Consider the following 16394-nt stretch of genomic DNA (forward strand, 5'->3'; position numbering starts at 1 on the left):
GAATAGAGAATAGAGAATAGAGAATAGAGAATAGAGAATAGAGAATAGAGAATAGAGAATAGAGAATAGAGAATAGATTTTTAACTAAAAAGGATTTATATCATCTTAAAAATATAAAAATGAACCGATTATTACTTTTACTATTTACAATTGTTTTTTCAACTCTTCAAGCGCAGGAAAGTTCGCTAATTAAAATTGAAACCGAAAATTCGGCTTTGGTTTTAAAAGTGGGTAGAAACAAAAAACTGTATCAAACGTATTTAGGAACAAAGCTGAATAATGGTTCTGAATATGAATTTATTTCAAAGGAAAATATCAAGAAATTTGTCATTAATGATGGAAATCCGTTGATTGATTTGCGTCATCAGGTTTATCCCACTTTCGGGACAGATAATTTGTTTGAACCTGCGATTCGAATGACGCATAACGATGGGAATCCTTCTTTAGAACTGGAATATCAAAGTCATACTTCAGAAAAAATAACAGAGGATATTTCACAAATTACAATTCAATTAAAAGATTCGCAATATCCTGTTTTTGTTGCACTTCATTATAAAATATTTTATAAAGAAAATGTGATTGAAACTTGGACTGAAATTAAGCATAAAGAAAAGAAACCGGTTGTAATTTACAATTATGCTTCAGTAGCCTTGCATTTAGATTCAGATAAATATTGGCTGACACAATTTTACAGTGATGTTGTGGAAGAAATGAGAATGGAAGAAAGTCAGTTGACAAGAGGAAGTAAAGTCATCGATTCAAGGTTAGGCGTAAGAACGAATATGTTTGCGTCACCAAGTTTTTTTCTTTCGTTAAATGCTAAAGCAGAAGAAAATACAGGAGAAGTTATTTCTGGAACAATTGCGTGGTCTGGAAATTTTAAGCATACGTTTGAAATTGATAATAACAATGAATTAAGAATCATTTCGGGAATCAATGAATTTGCTTCTGAATATACTTTAGAACCTGGAAAAACATTTAAAACACCTTCGTTTATTTACACGTTTTCAAACAAAGGAAAAGGGCAGGCGAGTAGAAATCTACATTCGTGGGCTAGAAAATACGGAATCAAAGACGGAGAAAAACCGCGACTAACTTTATTGAACAATTGGGAAACTACTTTTTTTGATTTCGATCAAATTAAATTGAGCAATATGTTTGACGATGCCAAAACTTTGGGAGTTGATATGTTTTTGCTCGATGATGGTTGGTTTGGAAATAAATATCCAAGAAGTGGTTCTACATCTGGTTTAGGAGATTGGGAAGCTACAAAATCGAAACTTCCAGACGGAATTGGTTTTTTAATGAAAAAAGCGAAAGAAACCAACGTGAAATTTGGTATTTGGATTGAACCTGAAATGATTAACGAAAAAAGTGAATTGTACGAGAAACATCCAGATTGGGTTTTAAGTCTTCCTAATCGGGAAAAAAATATTTACAGAACACAGTTGGTTTTAGATTTATGCAATCCGAAAGTACAGGATTTTGTTTTTAAAGTGGTAGACGATATTATGCAGACAGAATCAGGTGTTGCTTTTTTTAAGTGGGATTGCAACAGAATGATGACAAGTGCTTATTCGACTTATTTAAAGAATCAGCAGTCGCATTTATTTATTGAATATACCAAAGGATTGTATAAAGTTTTGGATCGAATAAAAAGCAAATATCCAGATCTTCCGATGATGCTTTGTGCGGGTGGTGGCGGAAGAATAGATTACGGATTATTGAATTATTTTACTGAGTTTTGGGCAAGTGACAACACAGATCCGTTTGACCGTATTTTTATTCAATGGGGATATTCTAATTTTTATCCAGCAATGGCAACTTGCAATCACGTGACTTCAATGGGGAATCAATCCATAAAATTTAGAACCGATGTGGCTATGATGGGCAAATTAGGTTTTGATATTCATGTTGGCGGACTTAAAGAAGATGAATTGAAATATTGTCAAGAAGCAGTATCTAATTATAAACGTTTAAGTACCACTATTGGACAAGGTGATTTGTACAGATTAGTTTCGCCTTACAAAGACAGCAGAGCCGTATTGATGTATGTAAATGAAAACAAAACCAAGTCGGTTCTTTTTTCTTATACTTTACATCCGCTGACTGATCCGAATTATGGTTTAGTAAGGCTGAATGGATTAGATCCTTCAAAAAAATATTTGGTAAAAGAAATTAATCTGATGCCAAAAAATAAAAACACTTTTGAGGAATCAGGAAACATTTTTTCAGGTGATTTCTTGATGAAAATTGGATTGAAAGTTTCTTCATCCAGACAAGAAAATAGTGTTGTGCTTGAAATAACAAATACGAGTTTATTATAATTGAAATAAAAAAAGCGGTTGAAAAATCAACCGCTTTATGGTAAAAACAAACACAAACAATACTACTTTGTATATTTTTTTCTAAGAAGATTAATTTCTTTAGAACCAATTCCCATTTCCTGCTGTAAAAAGTTTTCTACAGTTCCATATTGTGTTTTGATGCCACCAAAAAACAAACGGATTAATTCTGGTTTTAATGCCATTCGCTCTTCAATCTGTGCTTCTGTCAAACCACTCATTTTTGCTAATGGCGCCATCATTCCGTTATTCATTTTTTTCAAATAAATGTTTGATGCTACATAGTCTGCTTCGATAGTTTCTTCTGGAACATTCAAGATGTAAAGAAATAATGCTGTTGCCATTCCTGTACGATCTCTACCGCCAGTACAGTGATACATTATGGCTTCTTTTTTATCTGCTGTCATTAATTTTACAAATAAAGGACGGAAACGATCTCCGCTATATTTTACACCATCAGTTCCGTAGAATTTCTCTAAAAAGTTTCCTTCTTTCAATAATTTTACCATTTGCATTGCATTTGGAAGACTGTCGCTTCCTGCAGGGCTTAAAGTGTAATCTGTATTTTTCGGCAAACGATCTGGTGCTGCTTTTGCTTCAGCCACTCCTCTAAAATCTATAACTGTGTGAATTTTCTTTTTGTCTAATAAAGCGACATCTTCATCAGTCAATTTATCTACACCAGCACTTCTGAATACTTTACCCCAAACCACTTCTTTTCCGTCTTTTGTTTTATAACCTCCAACATCTCTGAAGTTCATTCCGCCTTTTACTGGAACTAGTCTCTTTATACTGTCAGTCAGTTGCGCGCTAGCTGCGGTTTGTATTAAAATCGCTAATGCAATCATTGTATTTCTCATTTTTTATATGATTTAATTTATTATTTTATTTTTTAGAAGATGTCGTAACGTAAACCAGCTTGTCCGCGGCTTCCGTACCATTCTTGAGAAGTAATACGACGTTTGTCTGGACCCATATACATTTTTACAGGCGAATCGCTTAAGTTGTTTAATTCAACAAAAACTTTCAATTTTTTAGAAATATTTACTGTGGCAGAAGCGTCGATAGTAAAGTTTGAATCTGTCCAGATATAATAATCTGGGCCTAATTGTTGGTTGATGCTTTCTACAGAATTTCCGCGGTAGTTTCCAGCCAAACGTAACATTACACCGTTTCTTTCGTAGAAAAGAATGGCATTAAATAAGTTTTTAGATTGATTTGGTAAACTCGTTTTATCATTAACAGTTCCGGTTGTAGTTACACGAGGAACTTCCGTTTTAGAATCGATGAAAGTGTAATTGAATTCAACTCCAAATCCGCTCCAGAAACCATTTAGAAAATCAAACCTTTTGTTGATTCCAGCTTCAAATCCGTATAAAGAAGCTTTGTTTAAGTTTTTTGCCTGAGTAACTAAATAATCATTTCCTTCAATATTTTGCATGCTGATATCTGTAAAAACAACATCCGTAATATTTTTGTAGAATGCACCTCCAGAAATAATTCCAACATTATCAAAATAATATTCTCCCATTAAATCGAAATTATTACTGAAAGTTGGTTTTAAATCAGGATTTCCCTGTGTAATAGTCATTGGAGAAGCGGTTGTATTCGTCGAACTTCCAGGTGTCATGTCTCCAAAATTCGGACGAACAAATGTTTTGGTATAAGCGGCGCGTAGATTTGATTTTTCGTTTAATTTATATTTCAAATGAAGCATTGGAAGAAATGAATTGTAATTATTCTCTACAACAGACGGACTTAATGTAATAACAGCAGGCGTTCCTTCTGTAGTTGCCTTGGTTCCGTTTAAAGTCATTTTTGTGTATTCGTTACGTAAACCTCCAACGATTTTTAGATCATCAGTTACATCAATTTCTGCCATTGCATAACCTGCAATTACATCTTCATCACCTGTATAAAAAGAAGTTGCATTTGTTTTGGATGTGAAATCCATAAAGCCATTTGTAGTCTGGAAAGATTGTCCATACATATTAAACAACTGATCTTTAGTTAAAGGATTTACAATGAATTGACTGAAGTCGCCATTCATGTTTCCGAAAAACTTACTTCCGTTAGGAAAATTGGTTGTTTGTAAATTCGAAAGCGGTACTAAAGCTGGTGAGTTTGGAACTCCAACTGCTGCTCCAGGAAGATATACATAATTTGATCCATAAGTGTTTGTTCTGTCTTTATGACGATATTTTGCTCCGAACTTTAAATTGACTTTAGAACTTGCTTCTACTTTTAAATTAACTTGACCAATTTGATCTCTTTCGCTATTGTCTAACTGTGCAATTACTAATTGATTAAGTAATAATTTTGAAGGATCCATCACTTCTGCTGAATTAGCAAGACCCGTTTCAAAATTATCTACAGTGCCACCAACTCCGTTTGGAGAATCAAATCCCCAGTAACGTTTTCCGTCGCTTGAAAGATTATTGAAACCGCCTGTAATTCTTTGGCGGAAAGTTGCAATAGGAAGTCCTTTATTATTTGAAGTCGAAGGCGTATCCAGATAATATTCAGATTTATGATTGCTGTAACTCCAGTCCAATTTAAATTTTTGATTCATTTGATGTTCTCCACCAACTTCAAATCCGTTTAGTGCTGTTTGGTAATGAGAATATCTGTAATTGTATTGAAAACGAGTATTGGTATAATCAATATAAGATTCATAAACTGGACGAATATCATCAAATTTATTAGCCATTCCTCTAAAGAAAATTTTATCAGAAGGCGTGATTTTATATTCCAAACCAACATTTAAACCTTTCGTTTCACGTTCTCCCATATAACGTTTAAAAAGTACGGTATTAAGAGATCTTTTTTGCTCTACGATTGCTGCGCCTGTATTGTACGTTGCGGCAAATTCATCAGAACCCCATTGTCTGCTCCAGATTGCACCAGAAACAATAACACCCAATTTGTTATTGAAGAAACGATCTCCGTAGGTAACAGAGGCATTGTAAGTTCCGTTTTCGCTAAAAGTATTATAACCTCCCGCAGCACTTACATTTAAGGTACGTTTTGTGGGTGCGGTGCGTGTAATAAAATTGATAGATCCTCCAATAGCATCGCCTTCCATATCAGGTGTTACAGCTTTTGCGACTTGTACATACTGAATCATTTCAGAAGGTACAGCATCCAACACTGATGATCGATTTCCCATAACATTAGAACTCGGAAGACGATTACCATTAAAAAGAGTAGAAGTCCATGCAAAAGGAGTTCCTCTTACCGTTGCCTGATCGGCTTCACCATGATAACGCGCAACAGCAACACCCTGCATACGCTGAACAGCTTCGGCAGCATTACGGTCTGGTAATTTACCGATTGCATCTGCTGCCATTACATCCATAATAGCCAATGAATTTTTCTTGATACTATACGCTTTTGCCTGAGATGGCGCCATAGTACCTTTTACCACAATTTCTTTCAGAGAACTTGATCCGTCTGGTTTTAGTTGAATCATACCAAGATCGTTGATTCCTTTAACTAGATTTAAGGTGATCGATTTTGTTTCAAAACCAATATAGCTTATTTCAATAGTCGCTTCTCCTTCAGCAGTTGCTGTAAGTGTAAAAGCACCTTCTAAATCCGAAATGGCCGAATTGTTAAAGGTCTTTCCAACAATGTTTGCAGTTGGCAGTGAACCAGATTCACTAGTAACAACTCCTTTTATTGTCTGTGAATTAGCTGATATAAAAGAACCGACTGTAAAAATAGCGGCGAGAAGTACTTTTTTAAATTTCTTTTCTTTTTTAAATAAAGATTTTAAGTTGATTTTTGGTGTCATGTTTTGTAGTTTTTTTGCAAAGATTGTCACGATTTAAGCTGCGAAACGACTTTGTCAAACTAGAACTACTTGGAACAAGTATCAATCTTTTGAATTTGTTTTAATGTATTGATTTTTAATGTTTTATTGTTTGTTATTAAATTGTTACGAATCAATTTTTTCGCAATTCGTAAACATTAAATTAACAGGTTCTTGATACTTTAGCACAAAGATTTTAAGATGAAATACATAATTGCCATAGGAATATTTCAGGCTCTTTTAGCCGCAGTTTTACTTTTAAGAAGCAGATACAAAAAAAACGCTGACGATTTATTAATTTCTCTGGTAATCTGTATAGGAATACATCTTTCCATAAAATTTTTCATTTTCACTTTCGTAGAAGACCAACAGGTATTAAATATGATGAATACTTTTATAGGATTTTGCTATATTCCTTTATTGTATTTATATACTTTAAAAACCATCAGACCTGAGTTTGTGAGTGCTTCCAAATGGTATCTTTTTATTCCGTTTATTATAGGTGCTATTGGTTATTTTTCTACTGTTTGTGTTTTATTTGCGACTTCACCCAATGCCTATCAAGTTTTGTATTGGTACAATACGATTAGCCTTTATACATTACTTCCGCTGGATATTGTTTTTTCATGCGGAATCATTTATTTGGCCATTACTAAGCTGCCGAGAAATTGTCAGGAAAAAAAGCTGATTGTTCAGTTGGCTTCTCTTTTTCTTTGCATCGGAATATTAGGTGTTTTGTTTACCATTTTAGGTTCATTTATTTGGTCTTTAAATTACCTTAGCAGAAGTATTATTTATACACTTCTAATAGTCATTACGATTAGAATTATTACATATAAATATGGAACTGTTATCGATTCTGGTTTACAGAATTCAAATCAGGAAATGTTTTTATCTGTTGGAAATTATAATGTAATTTCGGCAGTTGACACCCCTGAAATAAACTCTGATTCGAAAGATTTTTTAGTCAATGATGTTCTTATAATTGAAGAAAAGCAACCAGAACAACCTCAAAAAAGACGAGAAATATTAAGTCAGAGCGAAATGTTTAAAATAGTACTCAAACTTGAAAAAGCGATGGAGAAAGAGCAATATTTTACAGACAGCGAATTAACGCTTGATAAACTTGCAAAACTCACCAACCTTAATAAATATCATATTAGCGAAACGTTGAATCATTTTGTAAACAAGCCTTTTTACACCTTTGTAAACGAATATAGAATTCAATATGTAAAAGATAAATTCAAAAATTTATCAGAACAAAATCGAACGATTAATATTTTAGAATTAGCCTTTGAATCTGGCTTTAATTCCAAATTTTCGTTTAATAGATATTTTAAAGAAGTTACATCGCACACGCCAACAGAATATCTTAATTTGATGGTTAAAGAAATGGTGTTTTAAAGAATAAAAAAAGTCTTTTTTCTGTAGAATTTATTTCCTTTCTAACCTTTTGTAAAGCTTCGACATAATTATTTGATATACTTTCAAATAATTAAAAAATCACTTATTTGACTCTTTTTTGATTCTAAAATAAGAATTCTTACTTTTATAAGCATACAAGCTAAGCTACTACAAAAACGATAAAGAAATGAATATCAATAAACAAGTTGTAAAAGTCACCACCATAATTTTGCTGTTAGTAACCGGAACTATAAATGCACAGCAAAAATTTACAATCGTAGCGGCTGCTAACTTAAAAGTAGCTTTAGATTCTATCAATACGGTTTTTAAGAATCAAAATCCTGGTATAAGTCCACAGATTACTTATGGAGCTTCAGGGAAATTTTATGAACAGATTTCCAGCGGCGCTCCGTTTGATTTGTTTTTTTCAGCAGATATGGATTATCCCAATAAGCTGGAAAGTAATAAAATGACTGTTTCTAAAATAAAGATGTATGCTGTTGGAAAATTGGTGATCTGGAGTAAAAAAACAGATCCTAATAAAACAAAAATAAATAGTCTTTTGGGTTCTGAAATTCGTAAAATAGCTATCGGAAATCCTGCAACTGCACCGTACGGAGAAAAAGCGGTAGAGAGCTTAAAATTCTACAAAATATATGATAAACTAAAAAGCAAACTGGTTTTTGGAGACAATATTACACAAGCTACTCAATTTATAACAACTGGAAATGCCGATATCGGAATCACGGCTTTATCTCTTGTACTAACTCCAAATATGAAGAAAGAAGGCGGAAAGTATTATATTATTCCGGCGAAAAGTCACTCTTCATTAGAACAAGGTTGTGTAGTGTTGAAACATGGGAAAGGGAATGCAAATGCTTTAAAATTTTATAATTTTATATCATCAAAAAAGGCAATTGAGATTTTAAAATATTACGGTTACGATACCAAAACAAAATGAATGTACTAAAAGGAATTATAACCGAAATTCAATCACATGAAGGAATTTCTTTAGTGAAAGTAAAAGCCAATGATTTTATTTTCTCTTCGATCGTTTTAGATACGCCAGAAACAGCAGTTTATTTAGAAGAAAATAAAACCGTTAAAATTATTTTTAAAGAAACAGAAGTCATTATTTCTAAAGATCTAAGTCCGTTAATTAGCATTCAAAATCAAATTCCTTGTCAGATTGAATCGATAAAGAAAGGAGTGATTTTAAGTCAGATAAATTTAGTGGCAGATGGAGAAAAGATAAAATCCATTATTACCAGCAATGCTTGTGAGCAATTGAATTTGAAAGAAAACGATAGTGTGATAGCCTTGATAAAAACAAATGAAGTAAGTTTAGCTGCCAATGATTAACCTAGAACCTTTATGGCTTACAGCAAAATTGGCTTTGATTACCACACTGATTCTTTTTGTGGTTTCGATTCCGTTATCGTATTGGTTGTGTTATAGCCGATTTCGGTTGAAAGCCGTTGTGGAGGCGCTTATAAGTTTGCCTTTAGTTTTACCACCATCTGTTTTGGGTTTTTATCTTTTGATTGCTTTTAGTCCAGAAAATGCTTTCGGAAAATTTTTGGCTGATTATTTCGATATAAGACTGGTTTTTACTTTTGAAGGATTAATTCTAGCTTCGGTTTTATATAGTCTGCCTTTTATGGTCAATCCGATTTTGTCGGGATTAAAAAATCTCTCTCCAGCATTACAGGAAGCTTCTTTTACTTTAGGAAAATCAAGATTTACAACCATTACCAAAATTTTACTTCCTAATATTCGTGCTTCACTATTTACAGGTATTATTATGACATTTGCTCATACTTTAGGAGAATTTGGTGTTGTTTTAATGGTTGGAGGAAGTATTCCGGAAGAAACAAAAGTAGTTTCGATTGCCATTTATGAAGAAGTGGAATCTATGAATTATCAAAACGCCAATATTTATGCTGGAATATTGTTTGTGTTTTCTTTTTCAATTTTATTAGCGGTTCATTTAATTAATAATAAATTCCGAAAAACGACTCTTTATTAATGATACAGATTGATACCTATAAAATCCTTCAAACAGCCGATGGCGAACTTCCTTTGGATATTTCTTTAACAATCCAGAAAGGACAGTTTGTTGCTATTTATGGAAATTCTGGTGCTGGTAAAACCACTTTACTTCGTATTTTATCTGGTCTGACTGATGCCGAAAAAGTAAACATAAAAGTGAATGAATCTGTTTGGGATAATGCTGATAAAAAGTTTCATCTTCCTGTTCAGAAACGATCCATTGGTTTTGTTTTTCAGGACTTTGCCTTGTTTCCGAATTTAACAGTAAGAGAAAATCTGGAGTTTGCCTTATCTAAAAATGATTCGAAAGAAATTGTTTCCGAATTGATCGATTTAATGGAATTACAGTCACTTCAAAATAGTAAACCTCAAAATCTATCAGGAGGACAAAAACAGCGTGTAGCTTTAGCCAGAGCAATTGTTCGTAAACCTGAAATACTTTTGTTAGATGAGCCATTATCTGCCTTGGATGATGACATGCGATTTAAACTTCAGGATTATATTTTGAAAATTCATCAAAAATACAATCTTACCACTTTAATGATAAGCCATTCTATTTCGGAGATTTTCAAGCTTTCAGATAAGGTTATCGTGGTTGATAAAGGCAGAATTCTAAAAGAAGGAACGCCTGAAATGGTTTTTTCAGAACAAAAAATAAGCAGTAAATTTCAGTTGACTGGAGAGATTATCAGTATTACTAAAAGTGATATTATTTATGTGGTTCAGGTTTCTTCGGGTAATACTATTGTGAAAGTGATTGCCACAGAAGAGGAGGCAAAAGAGTATAAAATTGGGCAAAAAGTGCTTGTTGCTTCAAAAGCATTTAATCCAATTATTCAGGTTTTAAAATAAAAGTTAAAAAAACTTCTAGTATTATTTTAATTTATTAAGTATAAATACTTATTTTTGAAAAGCTAAAACTAAGTATTTTTAATGTTTGACCTAAGTAAAAATTTAGGATGATATTAGATAAGCAGAGGTAAGATTCTAATGGAGGATTTAATGATAGTTTTTGTGAGATAATTGATTAAAAAGATTAACTAACCAAATACATTTTTTTTAACCATCAGTATTCATTTTAAAACATACTGAAAACATCGTAAACTATGAAATTAAAATTTGCAGTATTGCTGCTCTTTCCAATGCTTGGATTTTCACAGCAAAATAAAACAACCGAAACAGATTCTTTAAAAACATCCAAGGTCTTTATTCTTGGAGAAGTTATCATTACTCACAATCAGAACAAGGATACTTTAAACCGAGTAACATCAGAAAAGATGGAATCTCAGAATAAAATGGAAGTTTCAAGAGCTTTAAATCTGCTTCCAGGAATTACATTGACAGCTTCTGGACCAAGAAACGAGTCGATGGTTTCGGTAAGAGGTTTTGATTTGAGACAGGTTCCTGTTTATATGGATGGTATTCCTGTTTATGTGCCTTATGATGGTTATGTCGATTTGGCCAGATTTACGACTTTCGATTTGGCTGCCGTTGATGTTTCAAAAGGATTTTCCTCTGTTCTTTATGGACCGAATTCATTAGGTGGGGCGATTAATTTGATTTCTAGAAAACCTTCCAAAAAACTGGAATATGATGGCGCTTTGGGCGCTATCAATGAAAACGGTTATCGCGGAAACATTAATATGGGATCTAATTTAGGCCAATTTTATGTTCAGGGCGGTTATTCCTATTTAGATCGAAATTCGACCAGAATGTCTTCTGATTTTGTTCCGATGAAAAATGAAGATGGGGGACAACGTGATAATTCGTATCGAAAAGATCAGAAAATAAGTTTCAAAGTAGGTTGGACTCCAAACAAAAAAAGTGAATATGCTTTAGGATACATCAATCAGCAAGGTGAAAAAGGAAATCCTGTTTATGCTGGGAGTGACACCAAAAATTCACTTTTAAACAATCCCCGTTTTTGGCAATGGCCAGTTTGGAATAAAGAAAGTTATTATTTTATTTCAAACTCCAATCTTGATGATCAGAACAGTTTAAAAACAAGAATATATTACGACAAGTTCAAGAATACTCTGAATAGTTATGATGACAAAACCTATTCGACAATGACCAAAGGTTATGCTTTTCAGAGTCTTTACGACGATTATACGTATGGTGGAAACGTAGAATACAACACGAAACTTATTCCGAAAAATGATTTTAAAGTGGCAGTGCATTTTAAAGAAGACGTTCACCGCGAACATAATCTAGGAGAACCTGTACGTCATTTTATTGACAATACCATCTTATTCGGAATTGAAGATGTATATAAAGTTTCAGATCAATTTACGGTTATTCCAGGGGCGAGTTATAATATTAGAAAAAATATTCAGGCTCAGGATTATAATAGTACTACCAAAATGGTATCAGATTATCCAGCCGCAGACGCAAGTGACGCTTACAATTTACAAATTGGACTTTTTTATCAGTTAAACGAAACTCAAAAATTAGGAGCAACGGTTTCTCAAAAAACACGATTTGCAACAATTAAGGATCGTTATTCTTATCGAATGGGAACGGCAATTCCGAATCCAACATTAAAACCAGAAACAGCACTAAATTATGAAGTCAATTATACAGCTTCACTATTCAATAAAATAACCTTTCAAACGGCATTATTTTATAGCTCAATAACAGATGCTATTTTGAGTGTAAGTAACGTACAGCCAGGAAGATCGCAAATGCAGAATTTTGGCGAGGCCGAATACCGTGGAATTGAAGCGCAATTAAATTATTCGATTCTAAAAAACTTATCTTTCAATGCTAATTATACGTATTTGGAAAGAAAAAATATTACGAGTCCAACTATTTATTTTACCGATGTTCCGAATACAAAAGTTATGGGAACGTTGGAGTTTGAGCCAATTAAGGTTTTACGATTAATAGCAAACGCCGAATTTAATTCGTCTCGATTCAGTACAAGTTACGGTACAAGAGTTCCAGATTATACGCTTTTAAATTTTTACGCATCAGGAAAAATATTGAAAAATTTTAGCCTTGATGCCGGAATAAGCAATATATTCGATAGAAATTACAGTCTTGTAGAAGGATTTCCAGAAGAAGGACGAAATTTCTTTGTGACACTTCGTTTTTTTAATTAATAGAAATAAGAGATTTAAGAATGTTTCTTATAAAAGGATAAATGTATATAAAATCGCATTATAAAATCTTTACACTATTATTGGTGTTAGCAGCCGCAGGAATTTTCATGGCGGCCACTGACATAAATCCTATATATGTTGATCCTTACAAATTGGAATATCCCGATTATTTTGGAAACAGAATTAGTATTCCAGAAGATAATCCGACCACAAAACAAGGTGTTTTTTTGGGAAGAATGTTGTTTTATGAAACCAAATTGTCTTCAAACCAAACCATTTCCTGTGCGAGTTGTCACCAGCAAAAACTAGCTTTTACAGACGGAAAAGCATTTAGTGACGGAATAAATAATGTACCAACAAAAAGAAGTTCGATGTCATTGGCCAATCTTCTTTGGGTTCGTAATTTCTTTTGGGACGGAAGAGCCAAAGGTTTAGAAGAACAAGCAAAATTCCCACTTAATGATCCGCATGAAATGGGGGCTTATTTAGAAAAAGCGGTTTTAGAACTTCGAAAAACAAAAGTATATCCACCACTTTTTAAAGAAGCATTTGGAACTTCTGAAATAAACTCGGAAAAAATTACCAAGGCAATTGCACAATTTGAACGCACTTTAATCTCTGCCAATTCCAATTATGATCAATATCTTAAAGGTGAATACAAGCCTAATCAGCAGGAATTGAATGGTATGGAATTGTTTATGAATTCGCCACAGCCAGAAAAGAATATTCGCGGAGCTAATTGCTCTCAATGTCACGGAACACCAAAAATGTATATGGAATTATTTCATAACAACGGACTTGATTCAGAGCCAAAAGATATTGGTCGTGAAGAATTGACAGGAATGCCAAATGACAGGGGAAGATTTAGGGTTGCAACACTTCGTAATATAGCACTTACTGCGCCTTATATGCACGATGGAAGATTCAAAAATCTGGAAGAAGTTTTAGATCATTATAACGAACATATTAGCCCGAGTAAATCTTTAAGTATATCTTTGAAAGATCGTTCGAATAATTTAAATGGAAAAGATTTAGGTTTGACAGCAAATGAAAAATCAGATATTATTAGTTTTCTAAAAATGCTCACTGATTCTACATTTATCAACGATCCAAAATTCTCTGATCCGCATTTGAAGAGAAATAACTAACGATTAAAAATAACAAAAATGAAAAAGCACTTTTTATCTATTCTTTTTTTAACTGCATTATTTTGTGTGGGTATTTCGAATACTTTATGGGCACAAAATTCTTCTAGAGAAGCTGTAATTAAAGTGGAAGGAGAGGTTTTAAAAACACTTTCAATCGGTCTTTCAGATTTTGCAAAAATACCTCATGTAGAAGCCAGTATGAAAGATCGAGACGGAAAAATTCAGCAATATTCTGGCGTTCCCGTTTTTGAATTATTAAAACTTGCCGGAGTAACTTTAGGAAAAGAACTCAAAGGAGAAAACCTGACCAAATATATGATGGTACGAGCAAGTGATGGTTACGAAGTTCTTTTTTCTTTGGCAGAATTGGATCCAGTATTTACAAACAGGGTGATTATTTTGGCTGATAAAAAAGACGGAAAACCGTTAACTGATGGAATAGGACCTTTCCGTCTAGTGGTTCCAGATGAGAATAGACCTGCACGTTCTGTTCATGAAGTTTCTCATTTAATTATTCGATTTGCAAAAGAATAATGCAATACGAATTTATTATTTCTATATTAAAAAGCCGAAAGTCTATATTGTTAATAGATTTTCGGCTTTAGTTTTTTCAATAATTAATCTGAAGAATATCGATGTGATATAACTTAGTAATTAAAATTATACTCATTATTCTGCTTTTGACATATTTAGGGTTAAGGTTGTCAAAAATTCAAGGCCTGTAGTTGTAAGTGCCTTAACTGTAATTTCATATGCACCTTCAGTTAGAGCGGTACTTTTTTTCACAGTGACAGAACCTGTTTTTTCATTTATTGAAAATATATTTTCGCTATCAGTAAAGAGTTGTCCGTCTTTTTTAATTCCATTAATGGCAAAAGATGATTTGTAAGTTGCTGGTGATAGTGTAGGAGCAGCAGATACATACCCGTTTGATAAAGCAATATGGATATTATTCAATAATATAGTAAGATCATATTCAGGATAATATGTACCAAAGAAGAATTTGATTTTGGGTATAAATATAACTCTGAATGTAGTAGATGCCACACGAAAACCGTCTTTAAGAAGTATCGGAGTTACATCGTAAGCTTTTTCAGTTTTTTTATCAGGATCTCCAGCATTGCTGCCAAATTTTAAGATGTTAGAATTCAGTGATACTTCCGTTCCGATAGAAGATTGATTTTCAATTGACCAGTTTGTGTCTGATGAAACATTTGCAGGAGATTCAAGCTCAAAATTTGCAGCGTCGCCATATATTACATAACCCACAGGAATAGTGGCTTTGCTGTCCAGTCCCTTAATGGTAATCTTTGCAGGATTGATTTTAAACTCAACAGTTTGTTTCCCTTGAAAGTTCTGGCTTTTTGAACTCACATTGACAATAATTTTGTAGCTATCAGGTAATTTCAATCCATTGATGCTGGAAACAGTACTATTTGGATACAACAAATTACTATTAACACTGATTTTTTTCGATTCCTTGTTTATCGTCACAGCTTTTGATAGTTTCTCGTTAAGATATTCTGTAGTCGTAACTTTTACATTTTCATTAAGACTGTAATCTAAAGCTATTTCAAGATCGTCTGCAGCTGATACTTCTGATGGAAGAGCGATGTCTTGCGTTTCTCCATAATTCATAGTAGTTCCGGGAGTGAGTTCAAAATCAATTTGTTTTTGAGGTGTTTCCTCATTTTCACTGTTACAAGCTGCCATAGACAGAAATAGAATTCCCATAACTAGAATTCTGGTGTAATTTTTTTGTTTTCTCATGTTTAAAATTTTTGCCAAAAGTATATTTTAAAAATATTTAATGCAACAAAGTTGCGATATTTTATTGCAATATTGTTGCAATAATGTTTTTAAGCTTTATATTTGCGCCCAATATTTATCCAAATTCAGCAAGATTATGCCAATTGTTACGCGATCTTTATTTCTAGTGTTCCTTCTTTTTAACCTATCTGTCTATTCGCAGAATCTAAAATCCGCGGACAGTGTTAAAACCAATGTATTGAATGAAGTTGTAATTACTACTAATAGTAAATCAGAGCTATTTAACTCAAGAAAGATTTCCCGTAAAGAACTTTTAAAGAACCAATCGACAACACTTGGAGAAACACTCAGCCATGTTCCGGGAATTCAAAATTCTTATTTCGGACCAAATTCAGGAGCTGTTGTAATCAGGAGTCTTAGCGGAAACCGTGTCAAAGTGTTAAGTAATGGAATGGGAGTTAATGATCTTTCAGGAATCAGTCCCAATCTTAATCTCATTGCAGATACAGATAATCTGCTTGGTATTGATATTCATATTAACGATGGAAATGTTCTTTTTGGCGGAAGAGCTATTGGAGGGGCTGTCAATTTAAAAGATAACACTGTCCCCAAAGAAAGAACTCCCAAATCTGTTTCAGGTTTTGTAAAGGCCGAAGGAAGTACAAATTTGGGTTATAAACAGTCTTTTGATCTTAATGGAAATATTGGAAAGAAATGGGCGTGGCATGCAGGAGGTATGAATCGATGGAATGGAGAT

General features: G+C 33.2%; 13 protein-coding genes. 10 read left to right on the forward strand and 3 right to left on the reverse strand.

Features of this window, described 5'->3' with window-relative positions; all coding sequences use genetic code 11:
* Positions 1-119: 119 nt before the first annotated feature.
* Positions 120-2327, forward strand: a complete 2208-nt coding sequence (locus VGE71_RS17980; RefSeq protein ID WP_331139540.1) for an alpha-galactosidase — start codon at positions 120-122, stop codon at positions 2325-2327.
* A 62-nt stretch (positions 2328-2389) separates the two neighbouring features.
* Here VGE71_RS17980 and VGE71_RS17985 read toward each other — a convergent pair whose 3' ends face one another.
* Complete coding sequence (locus VGE71_RS17985; RefSeq protein WP_331139541.1) at positions 2390-3205, reverse strand: tyrosine-protein phosphatase; 816 nt, start codon at positions 3203-3205, stop codon at positions 2390-2392.
* A 32-nt stretch (positions 3206-3237) separates the two neighbouring features.
* The gene (locus VGE71_RS17990) at positions 3238-6141 is read right to left on the reverse strand and encodes a TonB-dependent receptor (RefSeq protein WP_331139542.1); all 2904 of its coding nucleotides are present in this window, start codon (positions 6139-6141) and stop codon (positions 3238-3240) included.
* A 219-nt stretch (positions 6142-6360) separates the two neighbouring features.
* Here VGE71_RS17990 and VGE71_RS17995 point away from each other — a divergent pair, with 219 nt between their 5' ends.
* The 8 genes from VGE71_RS17995 to VGE71_RS18030 all read left to right on the forward strand — a co-directional run bounded on the left by VGE71_RS17995 (position 6361) and on the right by VGE71_RS18030 (position 14401).
* The gene (locus tag VGE71_RS17995; RefSeq protein ID WP_331139543.1) at positions 6361-7563 is read left to right on the forward strand and encodes a helix-turn-helix domain-containing protein; all 1203 of its coding nucleotides are present in this window, start codon (positions 6361-6363) and stop codon (positions 7561-7563) included.
* Between the two features lie 187 nt (positions 7564-7750).
* Positions 7751-8524 carry a molybdate ABC transporter substrate-binding protein gene (gene modA, locus VGE71_RS18000; protein WP_331139544.1) on the forward strand — a complete coding sequence of 258 codons (774 nt, stop codon included), beginning with the start codon at positions 7751-7753 and terminating at the stop codon, positions 8522-8524.
* Positions 8521-8925: a TOBE domain-containing protein gene (locus VGE71_RS18005; protein WP_331139545.1), complete on the forward strand. Its 405-nt coding sequence runs from the start codon at positions 8521-8523 to the stop codon at positions 8923-8925. The genes modA and VGE71_RS18005 overlap by 4 nt, the downstream gene beginning before the upstream one ends.
* A complete protein-coding gene (gene modB, locus VGE71_RS18010; RefSeq protein ID WP_331139546.1) occupies positions 8918-9592 on the forward strand; it encodes a molybdate ABC transporter permease subunit in 675 nt (224 codons plus the stop codon). The genes VGE71_RS18005 and modB overlap by 8 nt, the downstream gene beginning before the upstream one ends.
* On the forward strand, positions 9592-10467 hold the full coding sequence (locus VGE71_RS18015; protein WP_331139547.1) for an ABC transporter ATP-binding protein: 876 nt from the start codon (positions 9592-9594) through the stop codon (positions 10465-10467). The genes modB and VGE71_RS18015 overlap by 1 nt, the downstream gene beginning before the upstream one ends.
* Positions 10468-10721: 254 nt before the next feature.
* Positions 10722-12719 carry a TonB-dependent receptor gene (locus tag VGE71_RS18020; protein ID WP_331139548.1) on the forward strand — a complete coding sequence of 666 codons (1998 nt, stop codon included), beginning with the start codon at positions 10722-10724 and terminating at the stop codon, positions 12717-12719.
* Between the two features lie 41 nt (positions 12720-12760).
* Positions 12761-13867 (forward strand): cytochrome-c peroxidase, encoded by a 1107-nt coding sequence (locus VGE71_RS18025; protein ID WP_331139549.1) that lies wholly within the window; start codon positions 12761-12763, stop codon positions 13865-13867.
* Between the two features lie 18 nt (positions 13868-13885).
* Entirely contained in the window at positions 13886-14401 is a 516-nt protein-coding gene (locus tag VGE71_RS18030) for a molybdopterin-binding protein (RefSeq protein ID WP_331139550.1), read from the forward strand.
* Between the two features lie 135 nt (positions 14402-14536).
* Here the strand turns inward: VGE71_RS18030 and VGE71_RS18035 are convergent, their stop codons facing one another.
* Positions 14537-15637 (reverse strand): hypothetical protein, encoded by a 1101-nt coding sequence (locus tag VGE71_RS18035; protein WP_331139551.1) that lies wholly within the window; start codon positions 15635-15637, stop codon positions 14537-14539.
* 238 nt (positions 15638-15875) lie between these two features.
* Here VGE71_RS18035 and VGE71_RS18040 point away from each other — a divergent pair.
* Positions 15876-16394 (forward strand): Plug domain-containing protein (locus VGE71_RS18040; protein WP_331139552.1); only part of this gene is annotated, 519 nt, incomplete at its 3' end.

It is taken from the genome of Flavobacterium sp., assembly GCF_036405015.1.
In the GTDB taxonomy this organism is placed as follows: Bacteria; Bacteroidota; Bacteroidia; order Flavobacteriales; family Flavobacteriaceae; genus Flavobacterium.

What these genes read in the sequence shown, in the direction of transcription:
- VGE71_RS18005 (WP_331139545.1), top strand. Translation starts at nt 8,521, where the DNA reads ATGAATGTACTAAAAGGAATTATAACCGAAATTCAATCACATGAAGGA.
- VGE71_RS17980 (WP_331139540.1), top strand. Translation starts at nt 120, where the DNA reads ATGAACCGATTATTACTTTTACTATTTACAATTGTTTTTTCAACTCTT.
- VGE71_RS17995 (WP_331139543.1), top strand. Translation starts at nt 6,361, where the DNA reads ATGAAATACATAATTGCCATAGGAATATTTCAGGCTCTTTTAGCCGCA.
- modB (WP_331139546.1), top strand. Translation starts at nt 8,918, where the DNA reads ATGATTAACCTAGAACCTTTATGGCTTACAGCAAAATTGGCTTTGATT.
- VGE71_RS18025 (WP_331139549.1), top strand. Translation starts at nt 12,761, where the DNA reads ATGTATATAAAATCGCATTATAAAATCTTTACACTATTATTGGTGTTA.
- VGE71_RS18035 (WP_331139551.1), bottom strand. Translation starts at nt 15,637, where the DNA reads ATGAGAAAACAAAAAAATTACACCAGAATTCTAGTTATGGGAATTCTA.
- VGE71_RS17985 (WP_331139541.1), bottom strand. Translation starts at nt 3,205, where the DNA reads ATGAGAAATACAATGATTGCATTAGCGATTTTAATACAAACCGCAGCT.
- VGE71_RS18015 (WP_331139547.1), top strand. Translation starts at nt 9,592, where the DNA reads ATGATACAGATTGATACCTATAAAATCCTTCAAACAGCCGATGGCGAA.
- VGE71_RS18020 (WP_331139548.1), top strand. Translation starts at nt 10,722, where the DNA reads ATGAAATTAAAATTTGCAGTATTGCTGCTCTTTCCAATGCTTGGATTT.
- VGE71_RS18030 (WP_331139550.1), top strand. Translation starts at nt 13,886, where the DNA reads ATGAAAAAGCACTTTTTATCTATTCTTTTTTTAACTGCATTATTTTGT.
- VGE71_RS17990 (WP_331139542.1), bottom strand. Translation starts at nt 6,141, where the DNA reads ATGACACCAAAAATCAACTTAAAATCTTTATTTAAAAAAGAAAAGAAA.
- modA (WP_331139544.1), top strand. Translation starts at nt 7,751, where the DNA reads ATGAATATCAATAAACAAGTTGTAAAAGTCACCACCATAATTTTGCTG.